We start from the raw sequence: 22,254 nt of genomic DNA, 5'->3' as shown, positions 1-22,254 counted from the left end.
CCCGATTCTTGCGCCCATCAGATCCGCTGTTTTACCGTTGCCAGAGCGCCGCGAAACGCCTTGGCAAAACTTTCGCGATCATCCGGATTGAGAAAGGAGCCGACATCCGTTCGCCGCCCCTCGCCACTCACATGCATGGACACGATGCCGTCCTCGCCCTCACGCTCGACGAAGAACTTTGCCCAGAACGGATTGAAGCGATGTTCGGTCATCAGACCGGAAGGCGTGAACTTGCGGACATGGAGATAGGTGCGCGCAACCTCTACCTCTTCGCGGGCGCGACCGGACCGGTAGCTGAGCCAGAAGGCGCCGTAGAGAAGCAGGAAGTCGAGGCCGAAGAACAGACCGATGGGCCAGGCACCGGTCATGATGAAGAACAGCGCATGGCCAACGCAGACCGAACCGGCTATCGCCAGCATGATGACAAAGCCCTTGCGCCCGAGCGAGCGATAGGGTGTCAGCTCGGCTGCAAAAATTGGCTGCTCGATCATATCGTCTACGTTGCCTTCGCTCATGTGAACCATCTATAGAATGACGATGACGACTCCGAAGGCCAAATCCAGCACCCAAAATACGAAAATGTCAATTTCCGCGACTGCGCGGAAAAAGCCCGTGCGTCGCAGTGCCTATTCAAAGGCGGAGCTGGAAGAGATCTTTCGCCGTTTTGCGATCCAGCGGCCGGAGCCCAAGGGCGAACTCGAACACGTCAATCCCTTTACCCTGGTCGTCGCCGTGGCCCTATCGGCGCAGGCGACTGATATCGGTGTCAACAAGGCAACCCGCGCCCTGTTCCAGATTGCAGACACGCCGGAAAAGATGCTGGCGCTCGGCGAAGACACGGTCCGCGACTACATCAAGACCATTGGCCTTTATCGCAACAAGGCCAAGAATGTCATCGCGCTCAGCCGGATGCTGGTGGATGAGTTCGGCTCGGTCGTGCCCCGTACCCGCGAGGAGCTTGTGCAGCTACCGGGCGTCGGCAGAAAGACCGCCAACGTGGTCATGTCCATGGCCTTCGGCATTCCGACCATAGCCGTCGACACCCATATCCTGCGCATCGCCAACCGCATCAAGCTTGCACCGGGCAAGACGCCAGACGAGGTGGAAGCCAGGCTCGAGGCGATTATCCCCAAACACTATCTGTTCCACGCCCACCACTGGCTAATCCTGCACGGGCGCTATGTCTGCAAGGCGCGCAAGCCGGAATGCGAGCGCTGCGTCATTGCCGATATCTGCAAGTCCGGCGAAAAGACCTGCGACGTTCCAGCCCCTCTGGTCGAGCTGCCGGCTCAGATTTTGGCCACGCCCGCCTGACCTCTCATCGAGGCTGGCTTGGGGCAAAGCCCGGATCGCGTTTCGACAACATCTTGTGCAGATGCACCATCATGCTCGCCGCAAACAGCGGCGTGAGCAGGTTGACGATCGGCACCGCCAGAAAGGCCGCGATCAGCAACCCGGCCATGAAAACGGTGGCACTGTGTTTGGCCCGGAAAAGCCGTGCATCCGCAGGCGTCCGGAAGCGTGTCGCGGCGAATTCGAAGAACTCACGTCCGAGCAGGTAGCCGTTGACCAGAAAGAAGGCGACGATGTTAACGCCGGGAATAAACAGCAACAGCAGCGCAATGATATTGCCGAGAATGACGACGCCGAAGAACTTGAGTGAGGAGATGATGGCCTGCCCAAGAGGCATTGCCGTTCCGGGCGCATCGGCTGGGTAATCGCGCTTTTCCACCACCTCGGCCACATCATCCAGGAACAGTCCGGCAATGATTGCGGTCACCGACGACAACAGGAAAGCCAGCACCAGCGCCAGACCGATACTGGCAACAATGCCGAACACAAATGTCAGCCAGCCAGCCCAGTCGGGCAGATCGGGAAAGAAGCCGGCAAGCCAGGGCATGGCATAGGCCATGAAGGCGCTGCGAAAGGTGAACCATAGCCCCATCAGAACGAGGATGGTCAGGCCCAGCACCTTCCAGAAAACCGACCGGGTCTCGACCGCAAATAGATTGGTCAGCGCAAGCCTCGCCGCGTCGAAAATCATGTATCTCTCCCTCGTGACATGACTATCGATGTAAGAAGGCGGGCGCGAACGCGCAAGCCAGCGCCCAAAAGTGTCCGAGGATTATGCCTTGGTCGCAGTCACAGCACCGTAGAGTTCTGGCCGACGATCGCGCAGATAGGGCAGTTCTGCTCGGCTCTCGTCATAGGCGGCCGGATCGAGATCGGCAAACATCAGGCATTCGCCGCTGCCGGCACGGCAGAGGAAACTGCCATCAGGTGCGACCGCAACCGAATGGCCTTCGTAGTTCAGCACGCCGTCATTGCCGCAAAGGTCGGTATAGAGAATGAAAAGCTGGTTTTCCATCGCACGCGCCGGCAAGATGCGTTCCGGGATACGACGATTGGCAGGTGTCGTCGCAAGTGCTGTCGGCACGATCAACAATTCAGCGCCGGACAGGCCGATGCTGCGCACGATTTCAGGGAATTCCACATCGTAGCAGATCAACATCGCAGCCTTCAGACCGCCAATCTCGAACAGTTCGGGCCCTGTATCCGAAGGCGTGAACGCAACGCGCTCCATATCGCCATAAAGATGGCATTTCCGGTAGACACGCTGTCGCTTGCCCGGCTGCGAAAGAGCAACGCTGTTAAAGATCGTGTCACCATCGCGCTCGGCAAAACCGGCCACCAGGGCAATCTTGAACCTGTCTGCGATCGCCTGAAGCTTGGTGGCAATAGAACCATCTGCGGGCTCCGCCATCGTTGCTGTCGCAGCTTCCAGCGCATAGCCCGTCACGGACATTTCCGGAGTGACCAAGAGATTAGCCCCCATAACGGCTGCCGCTTCCGCAGCTTTAGCGATCTTGGCAAGATTGCCGTCGACATTCGTCAACTCTGAAAACATCTGGAACATGGCGACGCGCATGAAAACTCCGTGGCAGTGTGGCTGACATAGTCGGACCGCATTGGAAATGTGTTAGACACATCTCCAGTCAGCGATGAGCTGAAACACTTATCGTACTCAACATCTCAGGGAAACCTGAGAACTGCCGACGATATTCCTCTGATTTCTTGAGGCGCAACGCGCCCCACAGACCTCGATCAGAGCGTGGTCAGCAATTCGATCGTCGAACCGTCAAAAAACCGTGAGAGCCTGAAGGCTGTCGGATCCACGCACGGTGTACCGCCAGTCACCAGATCCGCGGTCAATCGTCCGGCGCCCGGACCGATGCCGAATCCGTGGCCGGAAAAACCGGTGGCGATGAAGAAGCCCGGCACTGTCTCGACAGGCGAGATGACTGGCACGGCATCGGGGGTGACGTCGATCAGGCCGGCCCAGCGTTGTGCGATCTGGGCATCCTTGAAAACCGGATAGGCCGCCTTGAGCCTGGAAAGCGCACGATCAGTCTCACGAGGTGCAGGAACGGGATCGAGTACCCGGCAGCGCTCAAACGGGCTTTGCCTGTCGAGTGCCCAGCGCGACGGCAGCATTGCCTCTTCGAGGAAACGGTTTCCGACGCGAAATTTCAAAGAACGCCAATCGTTCTTCAATGCCGGCAGGAATTTTGCGAAATAACGAAAGCTGTCGGGCACGATATCGACGACATTGTCGCCCTCTGAGGCAATGGTATAGCCGCCATCCTGACGCTTGCGGATGGCAAAATCATTGCTGAACAGCGTTGTCTCAGGCCCGCCTTCGACCGGGGTTGTCCGGATGACCGTATTCATCACCTTCAACTGCGGCAAGTCTACACCCAAATTGCGCGAGAAGAGGCTTGACCAGGCACCGCCGGCCAAGACCACCGACGAGCAGGCGATAGAGCCGCGTTCGGTCACCACCCCGCAGATTTTGCCGCCTGCTTTTTCAATGCCGCGCACGGCGCAGCGGGTGAGGATATGGGCACCTTTGTCGCGCGCGGCCTCGGCAATGGCGGGTGCCGCCTTTTGCGGCTCGGCACGACCGTCAGCGGCCGTATAAAGAGCACTTCGAACAGGAAGCCTCAGGCCTGGATATAGGCTGTCGAACTCCACCTGCCCCACCATGCGCGACGGCAACTGGTAGCGCCCGAGCTCTTCCGGCCACTGCGCATTGGAGGCCTCCTCCGCTTCATCGGCAGACACAAAGACAATTCCGCATTGGCGATAACCGATATCCCGCCCGACACGGCTGTCGAGATCGCGCCAGATGCGGATCGATTCCGCCATCAAAGGCACTTCACGCGGATCGCGTTGCGAGATACGCACCCAGCCCCAGTTGCGACTGGACTGTTCCTCGGCAATGCCGCCTTTTTCGCAAAGAGCGACAGACACGCCGCGCTCGGCAAGTTCCAGTGCTGTTGAGGTACCGATAATACCGCCGCCGATGACCACCACATCCACCTTGGACGGAAGCGCTTCATCTCCCTGAACGGCAACAACCTGCGGACCTGGCATGCGATAGCTCCAATACGAAAAACAGATAAAGGGCCAAAGACACCCTCGGACCACGGGTCAACCTATAGCCCCCATGCCTTCGCGCAAGCAACATCCGGCAGAAACATCATAGCGATGGGAAGACGCAGGCCGTGATCGCGGCGGTCGGGAATGTCAGCTATCGCAGGGTCTAATGACGACCGGCACGTCCGCATGTCCGCCGATATCCTGGCAAACGCCAGCGGAGCATACTGTCCAGGCGGAGACCGTTGCACCTGAGGCGGCAAGCGCCAGTTTCGGCTGCGGCGGCAAGTGTGGAGACCAGACCCACCAATCATCGACAAGCTTCGCTCCCTCACCCGGATCCATGCCGGCACCGGAACCCTTGACAGACGCCTCGGTCAGTTCGAACCCGGATGGTGTGAGAGCCCAGCTTTCCCGCCACTCGGTCTTCTCGACCGAATGTATCCACGACAGCGTGAAGGTTGCAGCCGCCAGCGCAATGGTTTTACCGCCGGCCAGAATGCAAACGGCTGCACTCACGCGCCGGCTTCCGTAACCTGCCGGTTGGCAGACCGCCGCCAGACGACAAAAGCAAACACCAATGCCAGTGCAAAGCCGATCTCGTCCGTCAATGGCAAGGCCGTAATGAGCGTGAAGGCCGCTGCCATGGCAAGCAATCGTTCAAGCCAACTGAGATGAATGCGCAAGAAACCGATGACCGCAGCACCCCAAAGACCGATGGCGATCACAGCCTTCAGCACGATATAGGCAACCGCCAGCGGGAAGCCGATTGCACCGGCAAGCGTGCCACCATCCTGCAACATCAGCGCCGGCGTATAGACCGCCATATAGGGAATGACGAAGCCGGCAGCGGCCACCTTGATCGCCTCCATGGAGATCTTCAGCCCCTTTTCCTTGGCAATGGGGGCTGCGGCAAAACAGGCAAGCGCCACCGGCGGTGTCAGATCCGCCAGAATGCCGAAATAGAAGACAAACATGTGGCTGACGATCAGCGGCACACCGAGGGTGAGCAAAGCCGGACCGGCAATCGAGGACGTGATGATATAGTTCGGAATGGTGGGTATACCCATGCCGAGCACGATGCAGGTGACCATTGTCAGGATAAGCGACAGGAACAGGCTCTGCCCGCCAACCGAAACGATGAACTGGCCGAAGGTGTTGGCAGCTCCGGTAAGCGTCATAGTGCCGATGATCACGCCGACGACGGCGCAGGCAACCGCGACCGGAAGTGCAGTCTTTGCCCCGTCAGCCAGCGCATCGCGGCAGATGATGAGCGTTTCGCGCCCGCCTTTGAGGACCGCGTTCCAGGCCACCAGCACAACCAGAGCTGCAAGCACCACATGCATGCCGAAGCGGAAGAAGGCTGCTGCCACAAGACCGAGTCCCACCCACAGGATGACCCGCAGCACAGTGGAGGGAAGCCCAAGCGCTGCCGATGAGCCAAGGATCAGCAATACGGTGAAAGCGAGACCCACAGTGCCGGCAAAGAGCGGCGTGTAACCGGAAAACAAGAGCCAGACGAGGGCAGCCAGCGGCAGGATCAGATACCACTGCGTGCGGATGGCGTTGAGCGCCGACGGCAGCTCGCTTTTGGGAAGGCCGACCAGATTATATTTTCCGGCCTCCAGATGGACCATCCAGAAGGCAGAGGCGAAATAGAGAAGCGCCGGAATGATCGCGGCCCGTACGATCTCGTGATATTCTACGCCAATTGTTTCAGCCATGATGAAGGCGACCGCCCCCATGACCGGCGGCATGATCTGTCCGCCCATGGAAGAGGTGGATTCCACCCCGCCGGCAAAGGCCGCCCGATAGCCGAAACGTTTCATTAGCGGAATGGTGAACTGCCCGGTGGTTACGACATTGGCGACCCCCGAACCGGAGATGGTCCCCATGAGCCCGGAAGAGATGATCGCAACCTTGGCCGCGCCGCCCTTCTTGTGACCGACCAGCCCCAGCGACACATCTGTGAACAGCTTGATCATGCCGGCCTTTTCCAGAAAGGCACCGAACAGGATGAAGAGGAAGATATAGGTCGAGGACACATAGACAGGAATGCCGTAAATGCCCTCCGTGCCATAGGTCATGTGATCGATGACCTGCGAGAAATCATAGCCGCGGTGATTGAAGGGCGACGGAAGATATTGCCCGAACAGGCAGTAGGCGAGAAAGAGCCCCGATATCACCGGCAATGTTGGCCCCATCACCATCCATGCAGCGGAAAACACCGTGACCAGCGCAATGATGCCCATCACCAGATCGCGTGTCAGGGGATCGCCCGCACGCTGGATCAGCGGCGCATATTCAACCCACTGATAGAGCGCGACTGCCAAACCGGCGAGCGCAAAACCCCAGGCAACGGTTTTCAAGATCACGCCATACTGGCGCGCCAGCGCCAGAAGCGGAAAGGCGAGCAAGGTCACAAAGCCGACATGCAATGCCCTGACCACCTGGCTGGGCAGGTCGATCAGATGGGCAGCGGTCGCGATCTGGAAGACGGAAAAGGCAATCGCGATGTAAAACAGCAAACGCCCCTCGCGACCGGCCGGGAAGCTTTCGGCCAAAGGATCGTGGATTGAGAGTTGCTGATCGCCCTGCGGCATATGATGCCCGGCCTTGTCGTGCGGCATGAGACGCTCCACTGAACCACAAATTCATCACCCGACCGAAGAAGACGGACCGGGTCGAAAAAGGCCCGGCAAGAGCCGGGCCTGATCGGACATCCTTAGAGGAGGCCCTTTTCCTTGTAGTAGCGCTCAGCACCCGGATGCAGCGGTACGGGCATGCCCTTGATGGCATTCTCAAGCTTGATCTGCGCAGCAGCCTTGTGAGCGGCTTCCATCTCCGGCAGGTTTTCAAACAGCTGCTTGGTCATCTCATAGGCGAGATCATCAGAGACATTCGTGCTGGAAACGAGGAAGTTGACGACAGCCACGGTTGGAACATCCGCATCCTGGCCCTGATAGGTTCCAGCTGGAATGGTGGCGGCAATATAGGGAGCACCGAGTTTGGTGGCGATTTCTTCAGGCACCGAAACCACCTGGATGTCGACGGATGTCGCCAGATCCTTGATGGAAGCGACGCCAAGACCAGCAGACTGCAGTGTGGCATCGAGCTGACGATTCTTGATCAGTTCCACCGATTCCGCAAATGGCAGATATTCGGTCTTGGCAAGATCCTCATAGCTCATTCCGGCAGTCTCGAAAATCTTGCGGGCGTTGAGCTCCGTGCCGGACTTCGGCGCACCGACGGAAACGCTCTTGCCTTTCAGCTGATCGAGAGAGGTAATACCCGATTCCTTGGAAGCGACGATCTGGATATAGTTCGGATAGATCGCAGCAATGCCGCGCAATTTGTCCAGCGGTCCCTTGAAGCCCGCTTCGGTATCGCCTTCCCAGGCAAGCTTGACGCTATCGCCCAGTGCAAAACCGATCTCGCCCTTGCCCTGCTGCAGAAGGTTGAGGTTCTCGACCGATGCCTTGGTGGACTGGACCTGGGTGCGAACACCCTCGATCTTCTCACCGTAAATCTTGGAGAGTGCGGCGCCGAGCGGATAATAGACGCCGGATGTACCGCCCGTCAGAACATTGATGAACTCATCAGCCTTGGCAGCCAATGGCGCGAGCGCAAGGCTGCTGACGGTGATGGCGGCAAAGGCCGCGCGTCCGAAAAATCGGGTCATGGAATTCCTCCTCTTGTCGGTGCGGTCCGCTCCCACGAAGCCCACCTCTTTGTGACAAGAAGCAATAAAAACCAATTGTGAATACAATGAAAGGTGCAAATTGTGCCAAGTTCCATCGACACGCCTTCAGGCCATGCGACGTTGGTCTAATACCTGCCTTAAAGCTTGGCCCAGAAGTTCATATGTTCCTCAACCGATACACCTCAGAGCAGCAAGAAACGACTTGCGCCCGGTGTTGGCAGCGTCCACGGCCAGTCGCGCGACGCTAATCGCCGCCCGCAACAATTCGGCACCGCGATCGCGCCTGCGTGTCGCAGAACATCGTTCACAAAACGCCGGAAATAGAAAAGCCCGCCGCATCTCCTGATCCGCCAGGGACGCTAGAGTGATTTGCTACGTTCCGCAAGCAAAAAAGCCCGAACATTCATCACTACACTGTAATGCTCAAATAATGCGCAATAGCGCCCAACAGTTATTTACTTCAGGCTTCGAGGCTCGCGGTTCCACGTGTCAGTCGACGGATTCCAAATGCACCGGCTGGCGACGGATCGCCTGTAGTCCGGGCCATTCCAGTTGATTTATTGCCCAGGCCTCTCTCATTTATGTTCTGGGCAAAGAATCACGCTAGGGTCCCAGCCGACATTTGACGAAAGAGGCGCCATGACCCGTATGCTCAATCTCATAACCGACATCGACTGCCTATCTGTCGGCCATGCCACCGATCTCGCGCTTGGTTCCGGCGTCACGGTAATCGTATTCGATGAGCCGGCGACCGCATCCGGCTCCGTCCTTGGCGGCGCACCGGGCGGGCGCGAAACGGCACTTCTGGATCCGGCAATGACCGTTGAACAGGTCGATGCCTTCGTCCTCTCCGGAGGCTCGGCTTTCGGGCTGGATGCAGCAGGCGGGGTCCAGGCAGGCCTGCGCGAAATCGGTCGCGGCTATCCGGTCGGCCCCGTGCGCGTGCCGATCGTCCCGCAGGCAATCCTGATGGATCTGCTGAATGGCGGTGACAAGGACTGGGGCCTGCAATCCCCTTATCGCGACATGGGCTATGATGCCTTCAAGGCAGCGACCAAGGGCACATTTGCGTTGGGAACTGTGGGCGCTGGAACCGGCGCCACGACGGCAACGGTCAAGGGCGGACTTGGGTCGGCGAGCGCATGCACCACCCGCGGAACCCGCATCGCGGCGATCGTCGCCGTCAACGCCATGGGCTCACCCACCGTTGGCGAGGGGCCGCATTTCTGGTCGGCACCTTTTGAGCAGGAGAGCGAATTCGGTGGGCGCGGCCAACCGAATAAAGTCTCACCGTCCGACATCGCCCTACGGGCCAAGGGCGTCGATATCACGGCGACCACAATTGGCGCAGTCGTCACGGATGCAGTCCTCACCAAGGCGCAAACGCATCGACTGTCGATCATGGCCCATGACGGACTTGCGCGCGCAATTCTGCCCGCGCACCTGCCGGCAGATGGCGACACTGTTTTCTCCGCAGCAACCGGAAAGCGCGCTCTTGCCGATGCCGCGGAATTCATGGAACTCTGCCATCTCTCCACGATCGTCATGGCCCGCGCCATTGCCCGCGGAGTCTTCGAGGCGACGGCCCTTCCCAATGACGCCGCCCAACCGGCATGGCGCGACCGCTTCGCCTGAAGTAGCGATCGTCGACATGGAACTGACATCAACCGGCGCTATCTGCCTGCATGATATCATCGCGAATTGAGAGCACCGGCGTAAAGGACGAGGAATGACGGGACAAGATCTGATCAGCGCCAGCGACCCGCTGGTGCTTGCCAATGCGAGGATCGTGCTTGCAGATCGCATGGAACACGGAAGTGTCGTTGTTCGCGGCGGCGCGATCGAGGCAATCGAGAAAACCGGCGACAAGGTCCCTGCGGGCGCGCTCGATCTCGGTGGCGATCACCTCATCCCCGGTCTCGTCGACATTCATACCGACCATTTTGAAAAGCACATTTTCCCGCGCTTTCACGTTCGCTGGGATTATGTCCGCGCAGCCCTCGCCCACGATGCGCAGATTATCGGCGGTGGCGTGACCACCGTGTTCGACAGTCTTGCGGTCGGCAATGCGGAAAGCGACAGCTACCGTTCCGAAATCCTGAAACCGATGATCGACGCGCTGGAGCGGGCCACCGCCGGCGGCATGCTCAGGGCGCAGCATTTCGTCCACCTTCGTTGCGAAGTCATCGACGAGAGGACACCGCAACTGATGGCGGAGGTGCTCGATAATGACCTGGTGAGAATCGCCTCGGTGATGGAGCATCTGCCAGGCATTCGGCAGACCCGCGACATTGACGGCTATATCGACAGGCTTGCCGACATTCGTCGCCAGAGCGTGGAGACGACACGCGAGCAGGTCATGAAAATGGTCGACGAGAAAAGCGAGATCGGTCGAAAGGTCCGCCCGCTGATCGTCGCCATGGCCAAGGCACGCGGACTGCCATTGCTCAGCCACGACGATACCGACATTGCCCATGTCGATCTGGCCGCAGATGAAGGCGTCGCCATTTCCGAATTTCCCTGTTCACTGGAGGCCGCCCGCGAAGCGAGGCTTCGTGGCATGGTCACTGTGGGCGGTGCGCCCAATATCCTGCGCGGCCAGTCGCAATCCGGCAATGTCGCGATGAAGACCCTGATGGCGGAAGGCCTGCTCGACATCCTTGCCTCCGACTATGTGCCACGCTCCATGCTGGACGCCGCCTTCGTGATTGCCGAAAGCGGCGCATTCACCGAAGACCTGCCGGCCGCGATCCGAATGGTGGCCAAGGCCCCGGCAGAGGCGGCAGGCCTGATGGACCGCGGTGAGATCGTTGAAGGTCGCCGGGCCGATCTCGTGCATATCGGCCTCTTCGAAGGACATCCCTTCCCAAAGATGATCTGGCGCGAGGGGCTGAGAGTGGCCTGACGCTCAGACCCGTTTGAAGCCCTCGCTGGCGATCATCAATTCCCGCGTATAATCGGTTGCAAATTCGCGGCGCGGCAGAGCATCGGCACTCAGCGTCTCCACCACCTTGCCATGCTGCATGACCGCCAGCCGCTCGCACATATGGCTGATCACCGCCAGATCGTGGCTGACCATGACGAAGGTCAGCCCCCGATCCTTGCGCGCCTGCTCAAGCAGGTTGAGGATCTCTGCCTGGATCGAGGCATCGAGCGCCGATGTCGGCTCGTCCAGCAACAGGATCTTCGGCTCGACGATCAGCGCGCGCGCAACGGCAATGCGCTGGCGTTGGCCGCCGGATAGCTGGTGCGAATAACGGAAGCGGAAACCGGAGCCCAGTCCCACCTCGTCCAGCGCCCGCGCAATGCGCACCTCGCTGTCCGCAAAACCGTGGATCTTCAAAGGCTCCAGCAATAACCGGTCGACCGTCTGACGCGGATGCAAGGACCCGTAAGGATCCTGAAACACCATCTGTACGGTCCGGAAAAACTCCTTGTCGCGCCGATGCCCCGAGAAACGACGACCGTCAACCTCAAGCGTTCCGCTGTCGAAAGAATTGAGCCCGGTCACGGCACGCAGCAGCGTCGATTTGCCCGATCCGGATTCGCCGACGATACCGAAGGACTCGCCGGTGGCAATATCGAAGCTCACTTCGTCGAGCGCCCGGTATTCATCGAAGGTCACAACCATGTCACGGATAGAAAGGGCTTTGGTCATTCGGCCCACTCCGCCTGACGTTCCAGCACCGGAAGCGGATGCCGATCGCCGCCGATACTTGGCAGACAGTTCAACAGTCCGCGCGTGTAGGGATGCTTGGCTTGCGACAAGTCGGAGGCTTTCAACTCCTCCACCACATGGCCGGCATACATGACCAGAACCCGATCGCAGAAGGAGGAGACAAGACGCAGATCATGAGAGATGAAGATCAAACCCATACCCCGCTCGGACACCAGCTTGTCGAGAACATCCAGCACTTCAAGTTGCACGGTCACGTCGAGCGCCGATGTCGGCTCGTCGGCGATCAGAAGCTCCGGCCCGCAGACCAGCATCATGGCGATCATGGCGCGCTGACCCATGCCGCCGGAGACCTCGTGCGGGTATAGATCAAACACCCTTTCGGGGTCGCGGATCTGCACGGTCTCAAGCATCGCAAGCGCACGCTCACGCGCTTGCCGCTTGCCGATCTTCTCATGCGTCCTCAAGGTCTCGACGATCTGGCGACCGATGCTCATCACCGGATTGAGCGAATATTTCGGGTCTTGAAGGATCATGGCAATCTGGCGTCCGCGCAGTGCACGACGTTCCCCAGGCGACGCGGCCAGAAGATCGGTTGTGCCCAGATGCAGCCTGTCGGCGGAGATGCGCGCGTGTTCCGGCGTAAGCCCCATGATCGCACGCCCGGTCTGCGACTTGCCGGAGCCGCTTTCTCCAACAATGCCTAAACGTTCCTTGCCAAGCGTAAAACTCACGCCGCGCACGGCCTCGACGACACCTGTCCGGGTCGGAAAGGCGACCTTCAGATTGTCGACGGTCAGAAGCGGCGTCATTGGCCGGCCTCCTTCGGATCGAGCGCATCGCGAAGGCCATCGCCCAGAAGGTTGAAGCCGAGGCTGACGATCAGGATGGCAACGCCCGGAGCAGCAGCCACCCACCACTGGTCGAGAATAAAACGACGACCATCGGCAATCATCGCACCCCATTCGGGAAGTGGCGGTTGAGCGCCCAGCCCCAGAAAGCCGAGCCCTGCCGCTGTCAGAATAATGCCCGCCATGTCGAGCGTAACGCGCACGATCAGCGAGGAGATGCAAAGCGGCATGATATGCGACACGACGATCCGAAGCGGCGATGCCCCCATCAACCGAACGGCGGCAATATAGTCCGAATTGCGAAAGGTCATTGTCTCGGCCCGGGCGATACGGGCATAGGGCGGCCAGGACGTCACGGCGATGGCCAAAATGGCATTCTCGATGCCGGGACCAAGCGCTGCCACCAATGCCAGCGCCAGAACCAGCTTCGGGAAGGCAAGAAAGATATCGGTGATGCGCATCAGCACCGCATCTAGCCATCCGCCTGCATATCCAGAGACCGTACCGACCAGAAGGCCGATCGGCGCGGCAATGATCGCCACCAGCGCCACAACCATCAATGTCAGTCGCGACCCATGGATCAGGCGAGAGAGAATGTCTCTGCCCTGCCCGTCGGTGCCAAGCCAATAGGTTTCATTGGGCGCAAGCAGACGTGCGTTTTTCAGATCACCGGTGACCGGCGAAAACGGCGACAGAAAATCAGCAAAGGCCGCAATGAATATCAGCCCAAGCAGGATGAAAAGGCCGACAACGGCAAGCTTGTTGGCAGAGAACTGCCGCCAGATGACATAGATACGTCCAAGCTTCGCCTGCCGTCGCGACTGCGGACGGTCGGACAGCAACCAGTCACGCAGGCCCTGTTTTTCGATCGAAGCGACTGGGCTCATCGGCTCTTCGTCCTCGGGTCAAGTGTGCGGTAGATAAGGTCGGTGAAAATGTTGATGGCGATGAACACAGAGCCCACCACGATCGTGCCGCCGAGCACCGCATTCATATCGGCATTCTGCAGCGAGTTGGTGATGTAGAGCCCAAGCCCCGGCCAGGAGAAGATGGTTTCGGTCAGGACCGATCCCTCCAGTAGACCCGCATAGGACAGAGCAATCACGGTCACCAGCGGCACCGCCGCGTTTCTAAGCGCGTGGAACCATATGATGCGGGTTTCCGACAAGCCCTTGGCGCGCGCTGCCACGATATATTCCTGGCTCAACTCGTTGAGCATGAAACTGCGGGTCATACGGCTGATATAGGCAAGCGAGAAATAGCCGAGCAATCCGGCCGGCAGAATGATGTGGCGCATCAGATCGCGAAACACATCCCACTCGCCCTGCCAGAGCGCATCGAAAAGGTAGAAGCCGGAATTGGGCGTGAAGGTGTATTCGTAGACGATATCGATACGTCCGGGATAGGCGACCCAGTGCAATCGGGCGTAAAACAGCACCAGAGCGATCAGGCCAAGCCAGAAGATCGGCACCGAATAGCCGATCAGCCCGATGATACGGACGATCTGGTCGACAAGGCTGCCACGCTTGACCGCAGCCAGCACACCCAGAGGAACACCGATGAAGGAGCCAATCAGCGTGCCGAGCGTGGCAAGCTCGATCGTCGCTGGAAAGACCCGCCGGATATCCTCCATCACCGGATGAGTGGTGAGCACAGAAGTTCCAAAATCGCCTGTCAGCGCCTTGCTCACATAGATGTAAAACTGCTGATAGAGCGGCAGATCGAGGCCAAGTTCGGCGCGCACCCGCGCATAGGCAGAGGCCGGCGCTCGGTCGCCAAGCATCGCGAGCACCGGATCGATTGGAATGATGCGACCGATAAAGAAGGTCACGGCCAGCAGCCCGAGATAAGTGGTCACGATCGTGACCACGAATCCCAGCACCGGCATGGCATAGGCCGAAGCGCGCCGACTAATGCGCCGCGCTCCGGTTTGGGGTTCTACGGAAGCCAACGAACTATTCCGATTCCACTATTCCTTGCTGACGGGTGCAAGGAAGTTGGTATCGAATGTCGGACCAAGCTTGTAGCCGGAAACCTTGGCGCGGTAGGCCGCGACTTCCGTTTCCTGCCACATGATGACGAAGGGGCCGGTATCCAGAACTGTCTTCTGCAGCTCTTCATACATGGCCTTGCGCTTGGCAGTATCCTTTTCGAGAAGCGCTGCCTGCGTCTTCGTGGTCAGTTCCGGAATATCCCACGCATTGCGCCACGCCAGCGTCTTTGTCATCGTCTCGTCGCTGTTGTCGAGGTTGGCGGCAAAGGTATCGGCATTGGAATTCGGATCCCAGTAGTCTGTGCCCCACTGACCGATATAGATGTCGTGGTTGCGGGCACGGTACTTGGTCAGCGTCTGCTTGCCGTCGCCCGGAATAATCTCGAGCTTGACGCCACCTTCTGCGAAGGACTGCTGAAGCGCCTCACCGACAACGCTGACCGGTGGCGTATTGCGCACATCCATGGTGATGGAAAAGCCATCAGGATAGCCTGCCTTGGCAAGCAGTTCCTTCGCCTTGGCCGGATCGAATGTGTAGGGTTTCTCGTCAAGGGAACCGAACATGCCGGATGGCAGGAAAGTCTGGTGGATCGTGCCGATCGACTTGATCAGCGTGGTGCTGAGCGCATCGTAATCGACCAGATATTTCATGGCCTCGCGCACTTCGGGCTTGGCCAGAATTTCGTTCTTCTGGTTGAGGCTGAAATAGTAGACCGTCCCCTTGGCCGCCGATGCCGTCTTGATATCGGCATTGGAGGAGACGGCATCGATATCCTGCGGCTGCAGCTTGCGGGCAACGTCGATGTCGCCGGCTTCGAGCGCAAGACGCTCACCCGAGCTCTCAGGCATATGGCGATAGATCACATGCTCCAGAGCTGGCGCATCGCCGAAATAATTGTCGTTGCGGTCCAGCAGGATCACTTCATTGGCGCGCCATGCGCGGATCGCAAATGGCCCGGACCCAGCATAATTGGTCTTCAGCCAGTTATTGCCGAAGTCGTTGTCGAATTTATATTCGTCGCTGGGTGTGACCGACTCCACATGTTCCATGACAAGGGTCTTGTCCACCACGGAGGCAACGGAAGCCGTCAGGCAGTTCAAGACGAAGCTCGGCGCATAGGCCTTGTCCGTGGTGAAAGAGAAGGTCATCGGATCGCTGGCCTTGGCCATATCGGTAACATTGTCACCGGTCAGGCCGAACTGCTGCAGAATGAAGGCCGGGTTCTTGTTGAGCTTGACGGCGCGCTCGAAAGACCAAGCCACATCCTCTGCCGTGATCGGATTTCCCGAGGCAAATTTCAGGTCGGGCTTGATCTTGAATGTAAAGGTCTTGCCGTCATCCGACACCGTCCAGCTTTCGGCAATCGTCGGCAGAACCTCGGATGTGTTCTCGGTGTTGAGGCTGATCAGCGTATTATAGGTGTTGCCGGTAATTTCTCCGGCTGTGATCTCGAAGGCTTCGCCCGGATCGAGCGTGATCACGTCGTCGATGGCCCATGCGATCACCAGCGTATTTTGTGGTGTTTCCGCAAAGGCGGCCGGAGCCGACGCGAGCAGTACGGCCAGAGCCGCGCTGGTTGCAAGCATCTTTACGCGTTTGTTGAGCATCATAGTCATGGTCTTTGTTCCCCTTTTTTATTGGTTGAGACCTTTACGTTCGCCCACACTATTCGTGCCAGGCAGAACTCAAGACACGGAGCCAGTTTTCCCGGCAGATCTTCCTTAAGTCGTCGTCACGGTAGCCAGCGTCTTGCAGCGCGGTAACCAGATTCTGATTGCCGCTGGCATCTGTAATTCCTTCGGGAATTGTTGCTCCGTCGAAATCGGAGCCAAGCGCCACACAATCGATTCCCACACGCTCGACCAGATAGTCGATATGGCGGATCATGTCGGAGATCGGCGTCTGCGCCTTGTCCAGACCATCCGCGCGCAGCATAGTGACGGCATAGTTGAGACCGACAAGGCCGCGGCTTTCACGGATTGCATCAAGCTGCTTGTCGGTGAGGTTGCGTGCCACCGGCGTCAACGCATGCGCGTTGGAGTGACTGGCGATCAATGGTTGGTCGCTGGTCTTGGCAACGTCCCAGAAGCCTTTTTCGGTAATATGTGCCAGATCGACCAGAATACCGAGACGGTTGCAGGCCTTGACCAGTTCGAACCCGGCCTCCGTCAGACCCGGGCCGGTATCCGGCGACATGGGATAGGCAAACGGCACGCCATGGCCGAAAATGTTATTGCGGCTCCAGACAGGTCCGAGTGAGCGCAGGCCGGCGGCATAGAAAATGTCGAGCGTCGACAAATCCTTGTCCAGCGCCTCGCAGCCTTCCATGTGCATGACAGCTGCAAACACGCCGTCCTCCATGGCGGCACGGATATCGGCGGTTGACGTGCAAAGCCGCCAAGCGCCGGCCCTGGCGAGACGAAGGGCAATCGAGGCCATATCGAGCGCGATATCGAGGGACTGCGCGCGATGAAGCGGCGCATCGAGCGGCGTCACATAGTGGCCTTGCGCGTCCGGCTCCGTCAGCGCAAAGTCGCTCATCGAAGGAATGTAGATGGCACATAGGCCGCCGGCCAGACCACCTTCCGCTGCACGCAACTTGTCGATATGGCCGTGATTGGCACCTTGCGAGAACTCGCGAACGGCGTCGCCCCCGCCCTGCTCCCCTCTCCACAGCCGCAAAAGAACATCATTGTGGCCGTCGAATACCAATTCCATATGCATTTCCTGAAGCAGCACCCTGGTTCTTTATAATCGAGAACGCCGGCACCACTGATCGTGTGAGAAGTCTCCTCCGCTGGAGACGAGATGCCAGCCTAGAGCCAAACGAGATTTGGTTTCAAGCGCAAATTTAAGGCACTGCTCAAATCGATGGCAGCGCGCAATTTTGTCGTGACACACTCAAAACGGCGTATGCTGCAACCAATCCGTTTCCGCTTCGTAAGCACGCGCCAGGCGTAGAACCTGGGCATCGGCTCGGGGTGGCCCGATGATCTGGATCCCCGCCGGAAGTCCAGCTGGATTAAAGCCAGCCGGCATTGCGGCAACGGGCAGGCCAACCATACTCGGACCTATCACCACCTCCATCCAGCGATGATAGGTATCCATGTGGCGTCCATCGATCTCTCGAGGCCAGGGAATATCCGCATCGAAGGGAAACACCTGCGCGGACGGAAGGACCAGTGCGTCATAACGGTCGAACAGCGACAGAAGCGCAGCATACCACGCACTGCGGATACGTGATGCCTCTTGAACTTCGGACGCTGTGACCTTGAGACCGGTCCTGATTTCCCAATGCACCTCGGCCTTCATCTGTGCACGTTCAGACGGATTGTCATATTGCGCCTGAAGACTGCCAGCCGTGAGCCAGCTTCTAAGCGTGATCCACGCCCACCAAAGCCGATCCATGGAGAAGTCCGGCAACGCGTCTTGTACATTCATGCCGAGCTTTTCGAACACCGGAAGTGACGAACGGCAGACATCGAGCACGCCCGGCTCAAACGGCAGATAGCCGCCGAAATCGCCGAGCCAGGCAACGCGTCCGCCTCTGCGCAGAGGTTTATCGAGATCGAATGCTTCCAGCGGCAGCGACAGTGGATCGCGCCGATCATAGCCCGCCTGCGTTTGCAAAAGCCGCGCAACATCGGACACGCTGCGACCCATGGGACCAGCGGTCGCCAACTGACCGAGAAACAGTTCAGCCCCTGGCCCTGAAGGAACCCGCCCGAAACTTGGTCGAAAGCCGACGACGTTGTTGAAGGCGGCAGGATTGCGAAGCGACCCCATCATATCCGAGCCATCGGCCACAGGAACCAGTCGTGCTGCAAGTGCTGCACCGGCACCGCCGGACGATCCGCCAGCACTCTTGCTGACGTCATAGGGGTTACGCGTGACACCAAAGATCGGATTGTAGGAATGCGAGCCGAAACCCCATTCCGGTGTGTTGGTCTTGCCGATCACGATTGCCCCGGCCGCCTTGATGCGCTCGACGTGGATATCATCGAAATCCGGCACATAATCCTTAAACAGCGGCGATCCATAGGTGCAGCGGATGCCTTTGGCCTCGCTCAGATCCTTGATCGCGACCGGAAAGCCATGCATCCAGCCCCGTGACTTGCCAGCATCCAGTTCCCCGTCGCGGTCGCGCGCCTCCTCCATTAACTCGGTTTCGCTCCGGAGGCTGACAATGGCATTGATCCCGGGATTGATCGCGGCAATCCGCGCCAGATAAGCCTTCATGACCGTGGTGCAGGAGAGCTTTCCCGCATGAATATCGGCGGACAACTGTCCGGCATTAAGTGTTGTCAGGTCTGTCACGCTGCAATTCCCGATTGGATGAACGCGGGCCGCGTCGCTCGCAAGTGCTGAAAAATCTGATACAAGTTGAAGATCCTCATCGCTTTTCGTCAAGCGCATAACGCCACTGAACCTGCATGTTTGGCTGATGATGCGCTAATTTGCCGAGAGCGAAAATAAAAAATGGTCAAACGACCAATTATGAGGCAACATGGGTTCAAAGAGACATTTAAACACGACAACCCAAGTGCACGAGACATAGAATAAGATACTGAAATTATTCTCCTTTTACTGAAATTGCATAAAATGACAGCGGAGACGAAAAGTCATATGCGTGCGTGGCATGGTAATTGCGTTTTGATGGAGACAACAGCAATTCCAGTGTGAATGACTGACCAGTTGAGTGGCCGAACACAACAAAGACCGGGGAAAAATCTTGGGTGTAAATCAGGGACAAACGGCAATCGAAATTCGCGGCGTAAGCCGCGTTTACGGAGCCGGAGAATTCAAGGTCACCGCTCTTGGCGGCGTCGATCTGGATATCGCGGAGAATGAGTTTTTCACACTGCTGGGCCCCTCCGGCTGCGGCAAGACGACATTGCTGCGACTGATCGCAGGCTTCGATTTTCCGACAGATGGAGAGATTCGCCTGCATGGCGAAGACATCGCAACGCTTCCGCCGTTCAAGCGTCCGGTCAATACGGTCTTCCAGTCCTACGCACTTTTCCCGCATATGACAGTGGCACAAAATATCAGCTTCGGCCTGGAAATGCTCGGCAAACCCAAAGCGGAGATCAAGGCCCGCGTCGAAGAGATGCTGGAACTCGTCCACATGACCGCGATGCGTGACCGCAAGGTCGACCAGCTATCGGGCGGCCAACAGCAACGCGTGGCACTTGCTCGCGCGCTGGCACCCAAGCCAAAGGTTCTGCTGCTCGACGAGCCGCTCTCGGCGCTCGACTACAAGCTGCGCAAGGAAATGCAGATCGAACTGAAACGCGTTCAGTCCGAAACCGGCATCACCTTCATCTTCGTGACCCACGATCAGGAAGAAGCGCTGACCATGTCTGACCGCATTGCGGTCATGTCCAATGGCGAAGTGCGACAGGTCGGCACCGCACGCGAAATCTACGACCGTCCGTCGGATCGCTTTGTCGCGGACTTCATCGGGGAATCCAATCTGATTGAGGGCCAGATCCAGTCTTCAAACGATGCGACCGCTCATGTGAAGTTGGAAAATGGTGCCTTGATCGAGGCGAGCCTTCCGCAAGGCGGCAAAGCATCAGGTAAGGTCACCATCGTCATCCGCCCGGAACATGCAAGCCTTGGCGAACCCGGCAGCGGCAGCTTCGATGGCGTGCTGGAACAGGCAATCTATTTCGGCACAGACACCCATTTTCACGTCCGGCTCGACAGCGGCACTGAATTCGTGGTGCGCGAGCAGAATATGCGCAGCGGTTCGGCGCTTCATAAGCCGGGCACGAAGATCGCCATCATACTCGGCCCGAATGCGGCCCAGATCTTGAAGGATTGATCATGAGTGGTGCCCAGGAAGTCGCAGAAGCGGCCCAGAAAAGAGAAATTCGAAACCGCTGGTTTTTGAGCGCGCCCGCGCTTGTCATCATCCTGATTGCCGCTGTCGGTCCGCTCTTCGTGATGCTGCTTTATTCGTTCATGCTCAAAGGCGACTACGGCGAAGTGCAGTTTGGGCATTTCTCGCTCGATGGCTGGACATCGGTTCTGTTCCAGCGCGACATCTTCGACGACACTCTAGGCTTGGCTGACGCCCACCTTTCGATCATCTGGCGCTCGATCAAACTGTCACTTCTCACCACCATCCTGACACTGATCCTTGGCTTTCCGACGGCCTATTTCATCGCGACACGTCCGCCAAGCAATCGCGAGGTCTGGGTCTTCCTGGTCACGATCCCGTTCTGGACCAATCTTCTGATCCGCACCTTCGCGATGCAGCAGATCATCCGCAATGGCGGCCTGTTGAACAATGCGCTGATGTGGCTCGGGGTGATCGATAGCCCGCTCCAGATCATGTACACCGACACAGCCAATCTGCTCGGCATGACCTATGTCTATCTGCCCCTGATGGTCCTCCCGCTTTATGCATCCATCGAGAAGCTTGATTTCCGACTGATCGAGGCCGGCTATGACCTCTATGCCAACCGGCTTCAGGTTTTGCGCCGGATCACAATCCCATTGGTCAAACCGGGCCTGATCGCAGGCTCAATCCTGGTGTTCATTCCCTCGCTCGGCGCTTATGTCATTCCCCGCGTCCTGGGCGGTGGCAAGAACATGATGCTGGGCAACTTGATCGAGCTTCAGTTCGGCGCTGGTCGCAACTGGCCGCTGGGCGCTGCCATTTCAATCACGCTGATGGTCCTCGTCACGATTGCACTGCTGTTCTATGTGCGAAATGCCTCGCGCTCGGGAGCAGGTCATGCGTAGGAAAAACTTCGACATCCGCACCCAGCCGGGCTTTGCTTTCATCGCGATTTTCACCTTCTTTGCGCTCTATCTGCCGATTATCGCCCTGGTGGTGTATTCGTTCAATGGAGCGGAATCGCTGTCGGAATGGAACGGCTTTTCAATGCGCTGGTTCGTTTCCGCCTGGAATAACAGCGCCGTACAGGATGCAGCAATTCGCTCGCTGATCGTCGCGGTCTGGGCTGCTGCTCTGGCCACTGCGGCCGCGACCATGGCAGCCTTGGCGACAACCCGCACCGGGCCCTATCGCGGCCTCACATTCAAATATGCGATCATCAACCAGCCGCTGATGGTGCCGGAAATCGTCACAGCCGTGGCCCTGCTGATCGTCTTTTCACGCATCAAGGTCTGGACGGGCTATTCCGGTCTTGGCTACCTGGTACTTGCGCATACAGCATTCTGTATTCCATTTGCCTATCTGCCCATCCGGGCGCGACTGGAAAGCATGGACCTGACGCTGGAGCGCGCCGCCGCAGACCTTTACGCAACGCCTTGGGCAGCTTTCAGACGCGTTACACTGCCTTTGCTGCGTCCGGCCATGATTGCGGGTTTCATGCTGGCCTTCGTCACCTCACTGGACGACGTGGTCATCACGGAATTCGTCAAATCAGGCGGGCAAGACACATTGCCGACCTATATGCTGGGACAGCTGAGACGCGAGACAACTCCGGAGATCAACGCCATAGCCACAGTCTTCCTGGCGCTCTCGGTCTTGCTCGTGGTGCTGCTGTTTTTCATCAATAGGCGAAAGCAATAACGAGATCCAAATCTGAACAACAGAGGGAACGGAGAATG

Annotated in this window: 20 protein-coding genes; 6 read left to right on the top strand and 14 right to left on the bottom strand. The window is 58.4% G+C overall.

The window, feature by feature from the left end; genetic code table 11:
- Positions 1–17 precede the first annotated feature (17 nt).
- The gene (locus tag ACQQ2Q_RS14150; protein ID WP_428187740.1) at positions 18–515 is read right to left on the bottom strand and encodes a DUF2244 domain-containing protein; all 498 of its coding nucleotides are present in this window, start codon (positions 513–515) and stop codon (positions 18–20) included.
- A gap of 22 nt (positions 516–537) precedes the next feature.
- On the opposite strand from ACQQ2Q_RS14150, the gene nth reads away from it, so the two are divergent.
- Positions 538–1,314 carry an endonuclease III gene (nth, locus tag ACQQ2Q_RS14145; protein ID WP_428187739.1) on the top strand — a complete coding sequence of 259 codons (777 nt, stop codon included), beginning with the start codon at positions 538–540 and terminating at the stop codon, positions 1,312–1,314.
- Positions 1,315–1,318: 4 nt separating this feature from the next.
- Here nth and ACQQ2Q_RS14140 read toward each other — a convergent pair whose 3' ends face one another.
- The 6 genes from ACQQ2Q_RS14140 to ACQQ2Q_RS14115 form a co-directional block, all read right to left on the bottom strand.
- Positions 1,319–2,044: a sulfate transporter family protein gene (locus ACQQ2Q_RS14140; protein WP_428187738.1), complete on the bottom strand. Its 726-nt coding sequence runs from the start codon at positions 2,042–2,044 to the stop codon at positions 1,319–1,321.
- Positions 2,045–2,125: 81 nt separating this feature from the next.
- Positions 2,126–2,929 (bottom strand): carbon-nitrogen hydrolase family protein, encoded by an 804-nt coding sequence (locus ACQQ2Q_RS14135; protein WP_428187737.1) that lies wholly within the window; start codon positions 2,927–2,929, stop codon positions 2,126–2,128.
- 176 nt (positions 2,930–3,105) lie between these two features.
- The gene (locus tag ACQQ2Q_RS14130) at positions 3,106–4,437 is read right to left on the bottom strand and encodes an NAD(P)/FAD-dependent oxidoreductase (RefSeq protein ID WP_428187736.1); all 1,332 of its coding nucleotides are present in this window, start codon (positions 4,435–4,437) and stop codon (positions 3,106–3,108) included.
- A 153-nt stretch (positions 4,438–4,590) separates the two neighbouring features.
- Positions 4,591–4,959: a DUF1850 domain-containing protein gene (locus tag ACQQ2Q_RS14125; protein ID WP_428187735.1), complete on the bottom strand. Its 369-nt coding sequence runs from the start codon at positions 4,957–4,959 to the stop codon at positions 4,591–4,593.
- Positions 4,956–7,043: a TRAP transporter permease gene (locus tag ACQQ2Q_RS14120; RefSeq protein WP_428187987.1), complete on the bottom strand. Its 2,088-nt coding sequence runs from the start codon at positions 7,041–7,043 to the stop codon at positions 4,956–4,958. The genes ACQQ2Q_RS14125 and ACQQ2Q_RS14120 overlap by 4 nt, the downstream gene beginning before the upstream one ends.
- A 122-nt stretch (positions 7,044–7,165) precedes the next feature.
- The gene (locus tag ACQQ2Q_RS14115; RefSeq protein WP_428187734.1) at positions 7,166–8,122 is read right to left on the bottom strand and encodes a TAXI family TRAP transporter solute-binding subunit; all 957 of its coding nucleotides are present in this window, start codon (positions 8,120–8,122) and stop codon (positions 7,166–7,168) included.
- Positions 8,123–8,782: 660 nt separating this feature from the next.
- On the opposite strand from ACQQ2Q_RS14115, the gene ACQQ2Q_RS14110 reads away from it, so the two are divergent.
- Both ACQQ2Q_RS14110 and ACQQ2Q_RS14105 read left to right on the top strand, forming a co-directional pair.
- Complete coding sequence (locus tag ACQQ2Q_RS14110) at positions 8,783–9,778, top strand: P1 family peptidase (protein ID WP_428187733.1); 996 nt, start codon at positions 8,783–8,785, stop codon at positions 9,776–9,778.
- Positions 9,779–9,872: 94 nt separating this feature from the next.
- On the top strand, positions 9,873–11,048 hold the full coding sequence (locus ACQQ2Q_RS14105) for an alpha-D-ribose 1-methylphosphonate 5-triphosphate diphosphatase (RefSeq protein WP_428187732.1): 1,176 nt from the start codon (positions 9,873–9,875) through the stop codon (positions 11,046–11,048).
- 3 nt (positions 11,049–11,051) lie between these two features.
- Here the strand turns inward: ACQQ2Q_RS14105 and ACQQ2Q_RS14100 are convergent, their stop codons facing one another.
- From ACQQ2Q_RS14100 to ACQQ2Q_RS14070, 7 genes are all read right to left on the bottom strand, one after another.
- Positions 11,052–11,801 (bottom strand): ABC transporter ATP-binding protein, encoded by a 750-nt coding sequence (locus ACQQ2Q_RS14100; protein WP_428187731.1) that lies wholly within the window; start codon positions 11,799–11,801, stop codon positions 11,052–11,054.
- Entirely contained in the window at positions 11,798–12,631 is an 834-nt protein-coding gene (locus ACQQ2Q_RS14095) for an ABC transporter ATP-binding protein (RefSeq protein ID WP_428187730.1), read from the bottom strand. The genes ACQQ2Q_RS14100 and ACQQ2Q_RS14095 overlap by 4 nt, the downstream gene beginning before the upstream one ends.
- A complete protein-coding gene (locus ACQQ2Q_RS14090; RefSeq protein WP_428187729.1) occupies positions 12,628–13,557 on the bottom strand; it encodes an ABC transporter permease in 930 nt (309 codons plus the stop codon). The genes ACQQ2Q_RS14095 and ACQQ2Q_RS14090 overlap by 4 nt, the downstream gene beginning before the upstream one ends.
- A complete protein-coding gene (locus tag ACQQ2Q_RS14085; protein ID WP_428187986.1) occupies positions 13,554–14,558 on the bottom strand; it encodes an ABC transporter permease in 1,005 nt (334 codons plus the stop codon). Before ACQQ2Q_RS14085 ends, ACQQ2Q_RS14090 begins: the two co-directional genes overlap by 4 nt.
- Positions 14,559–14,639: 81 nt before the next feature.
- A complete protein-coding gene (locus tag ACQQ2Q_RS14080; RefSeq protein ID WP_428187728.1) occupies positions 14,640–16,280 on the bottom strand; it encodes an ABC transporter substrate-binding protein in 1,641 nt (546 codons plus the stop codon).
- A 49-nt stretch (positions 16,281–16,329) separates the two neighbouring features.
- The gene (locus ACQQ2Q_RS14075) at positions 16,330–17,382 is read right to left on the bottom strand and encodes a dipeptidase (protein ID WP_428187727.1); all 1,053 of its coding nucleotides are present in this window, start codon (positions 17,380–17,382) and stop codon (positions 16,330–16,332) included.
- A 183-nt stretch (positions 17,383–17,565) separates the two neighbouring features.
- A complete protein-coding gene (locus tag ACQQ2Q_RS14070; RefSeq protein WP_428187726.1) occupies positions 17,566–18,981 on the bottom strand; it encodes an amidase in 1,416 nt (471 codons plus the stop codon).
- Positions 18,982–19,396: 415 nt separating this feature from the next.
- On the opposite strand from ACQQ2Q_RS14070, the gene ACQQ2Q_RS14065 reads away from it, so the two are divergent.
- The 3 genes from ACQQ2Q_RS14065 to ACQQ2Q_RS14055 are packed head-to-tail and all read left to right on the top strand — an operon-like array spanning position 19,397 to position 22,216.
- Entirely contained in the window at positions 19,397–20,494 is a 1,098-nt protein-coding gene (locus ACQQ2Q_RS14065) for an ABC transporter ATP-binding protein (RefSeq protein WP_428187725.1), read from the top strand.
- A gap of 2 nt (positions 20,495–20,496) precedes the next feature.
- Positions 20,497–21,420, top strand: a complete 924-nt coding sequence (locus tag ACQQ2Q_RS14060) for an ABC transporter permease (protein ID WP_428187724.1) — start codon at positions 20,497–20,499, stop codon at positions 21,418–21,420.
- A complete protein-coding gene (locus ACQQ2Q_RS14055) occupies positions 21,413–22,216 on the top strand; it encodes an ABC transporter permease (protein ID WP_428187723.1) in 804 nt (267 codons plus the stop codon). The genes ACQQ2Q_RS14060 and ACQQ2Q_RS14055 overlap by 8 nt, the downstream gene beginning before the upstream one ends.
- Positions 22,217–22,254 lie beyond the last annotated feature (38 nt).

The sequence above is a fragment of the Agrobacterium sp. ES01 genome, from assembly GCF_050320885.1.
Taxonomy (GTDB): Bacteria; Pseudomonadota; Alphaproteobacteria; order Rhizobiales; family Rhizobiaceae; genus Allorhizobium.
Note: the sequence above shows the minus strand (reverse complement) of the source record. Positions and strands in the feature narration are given on the sequence as shown.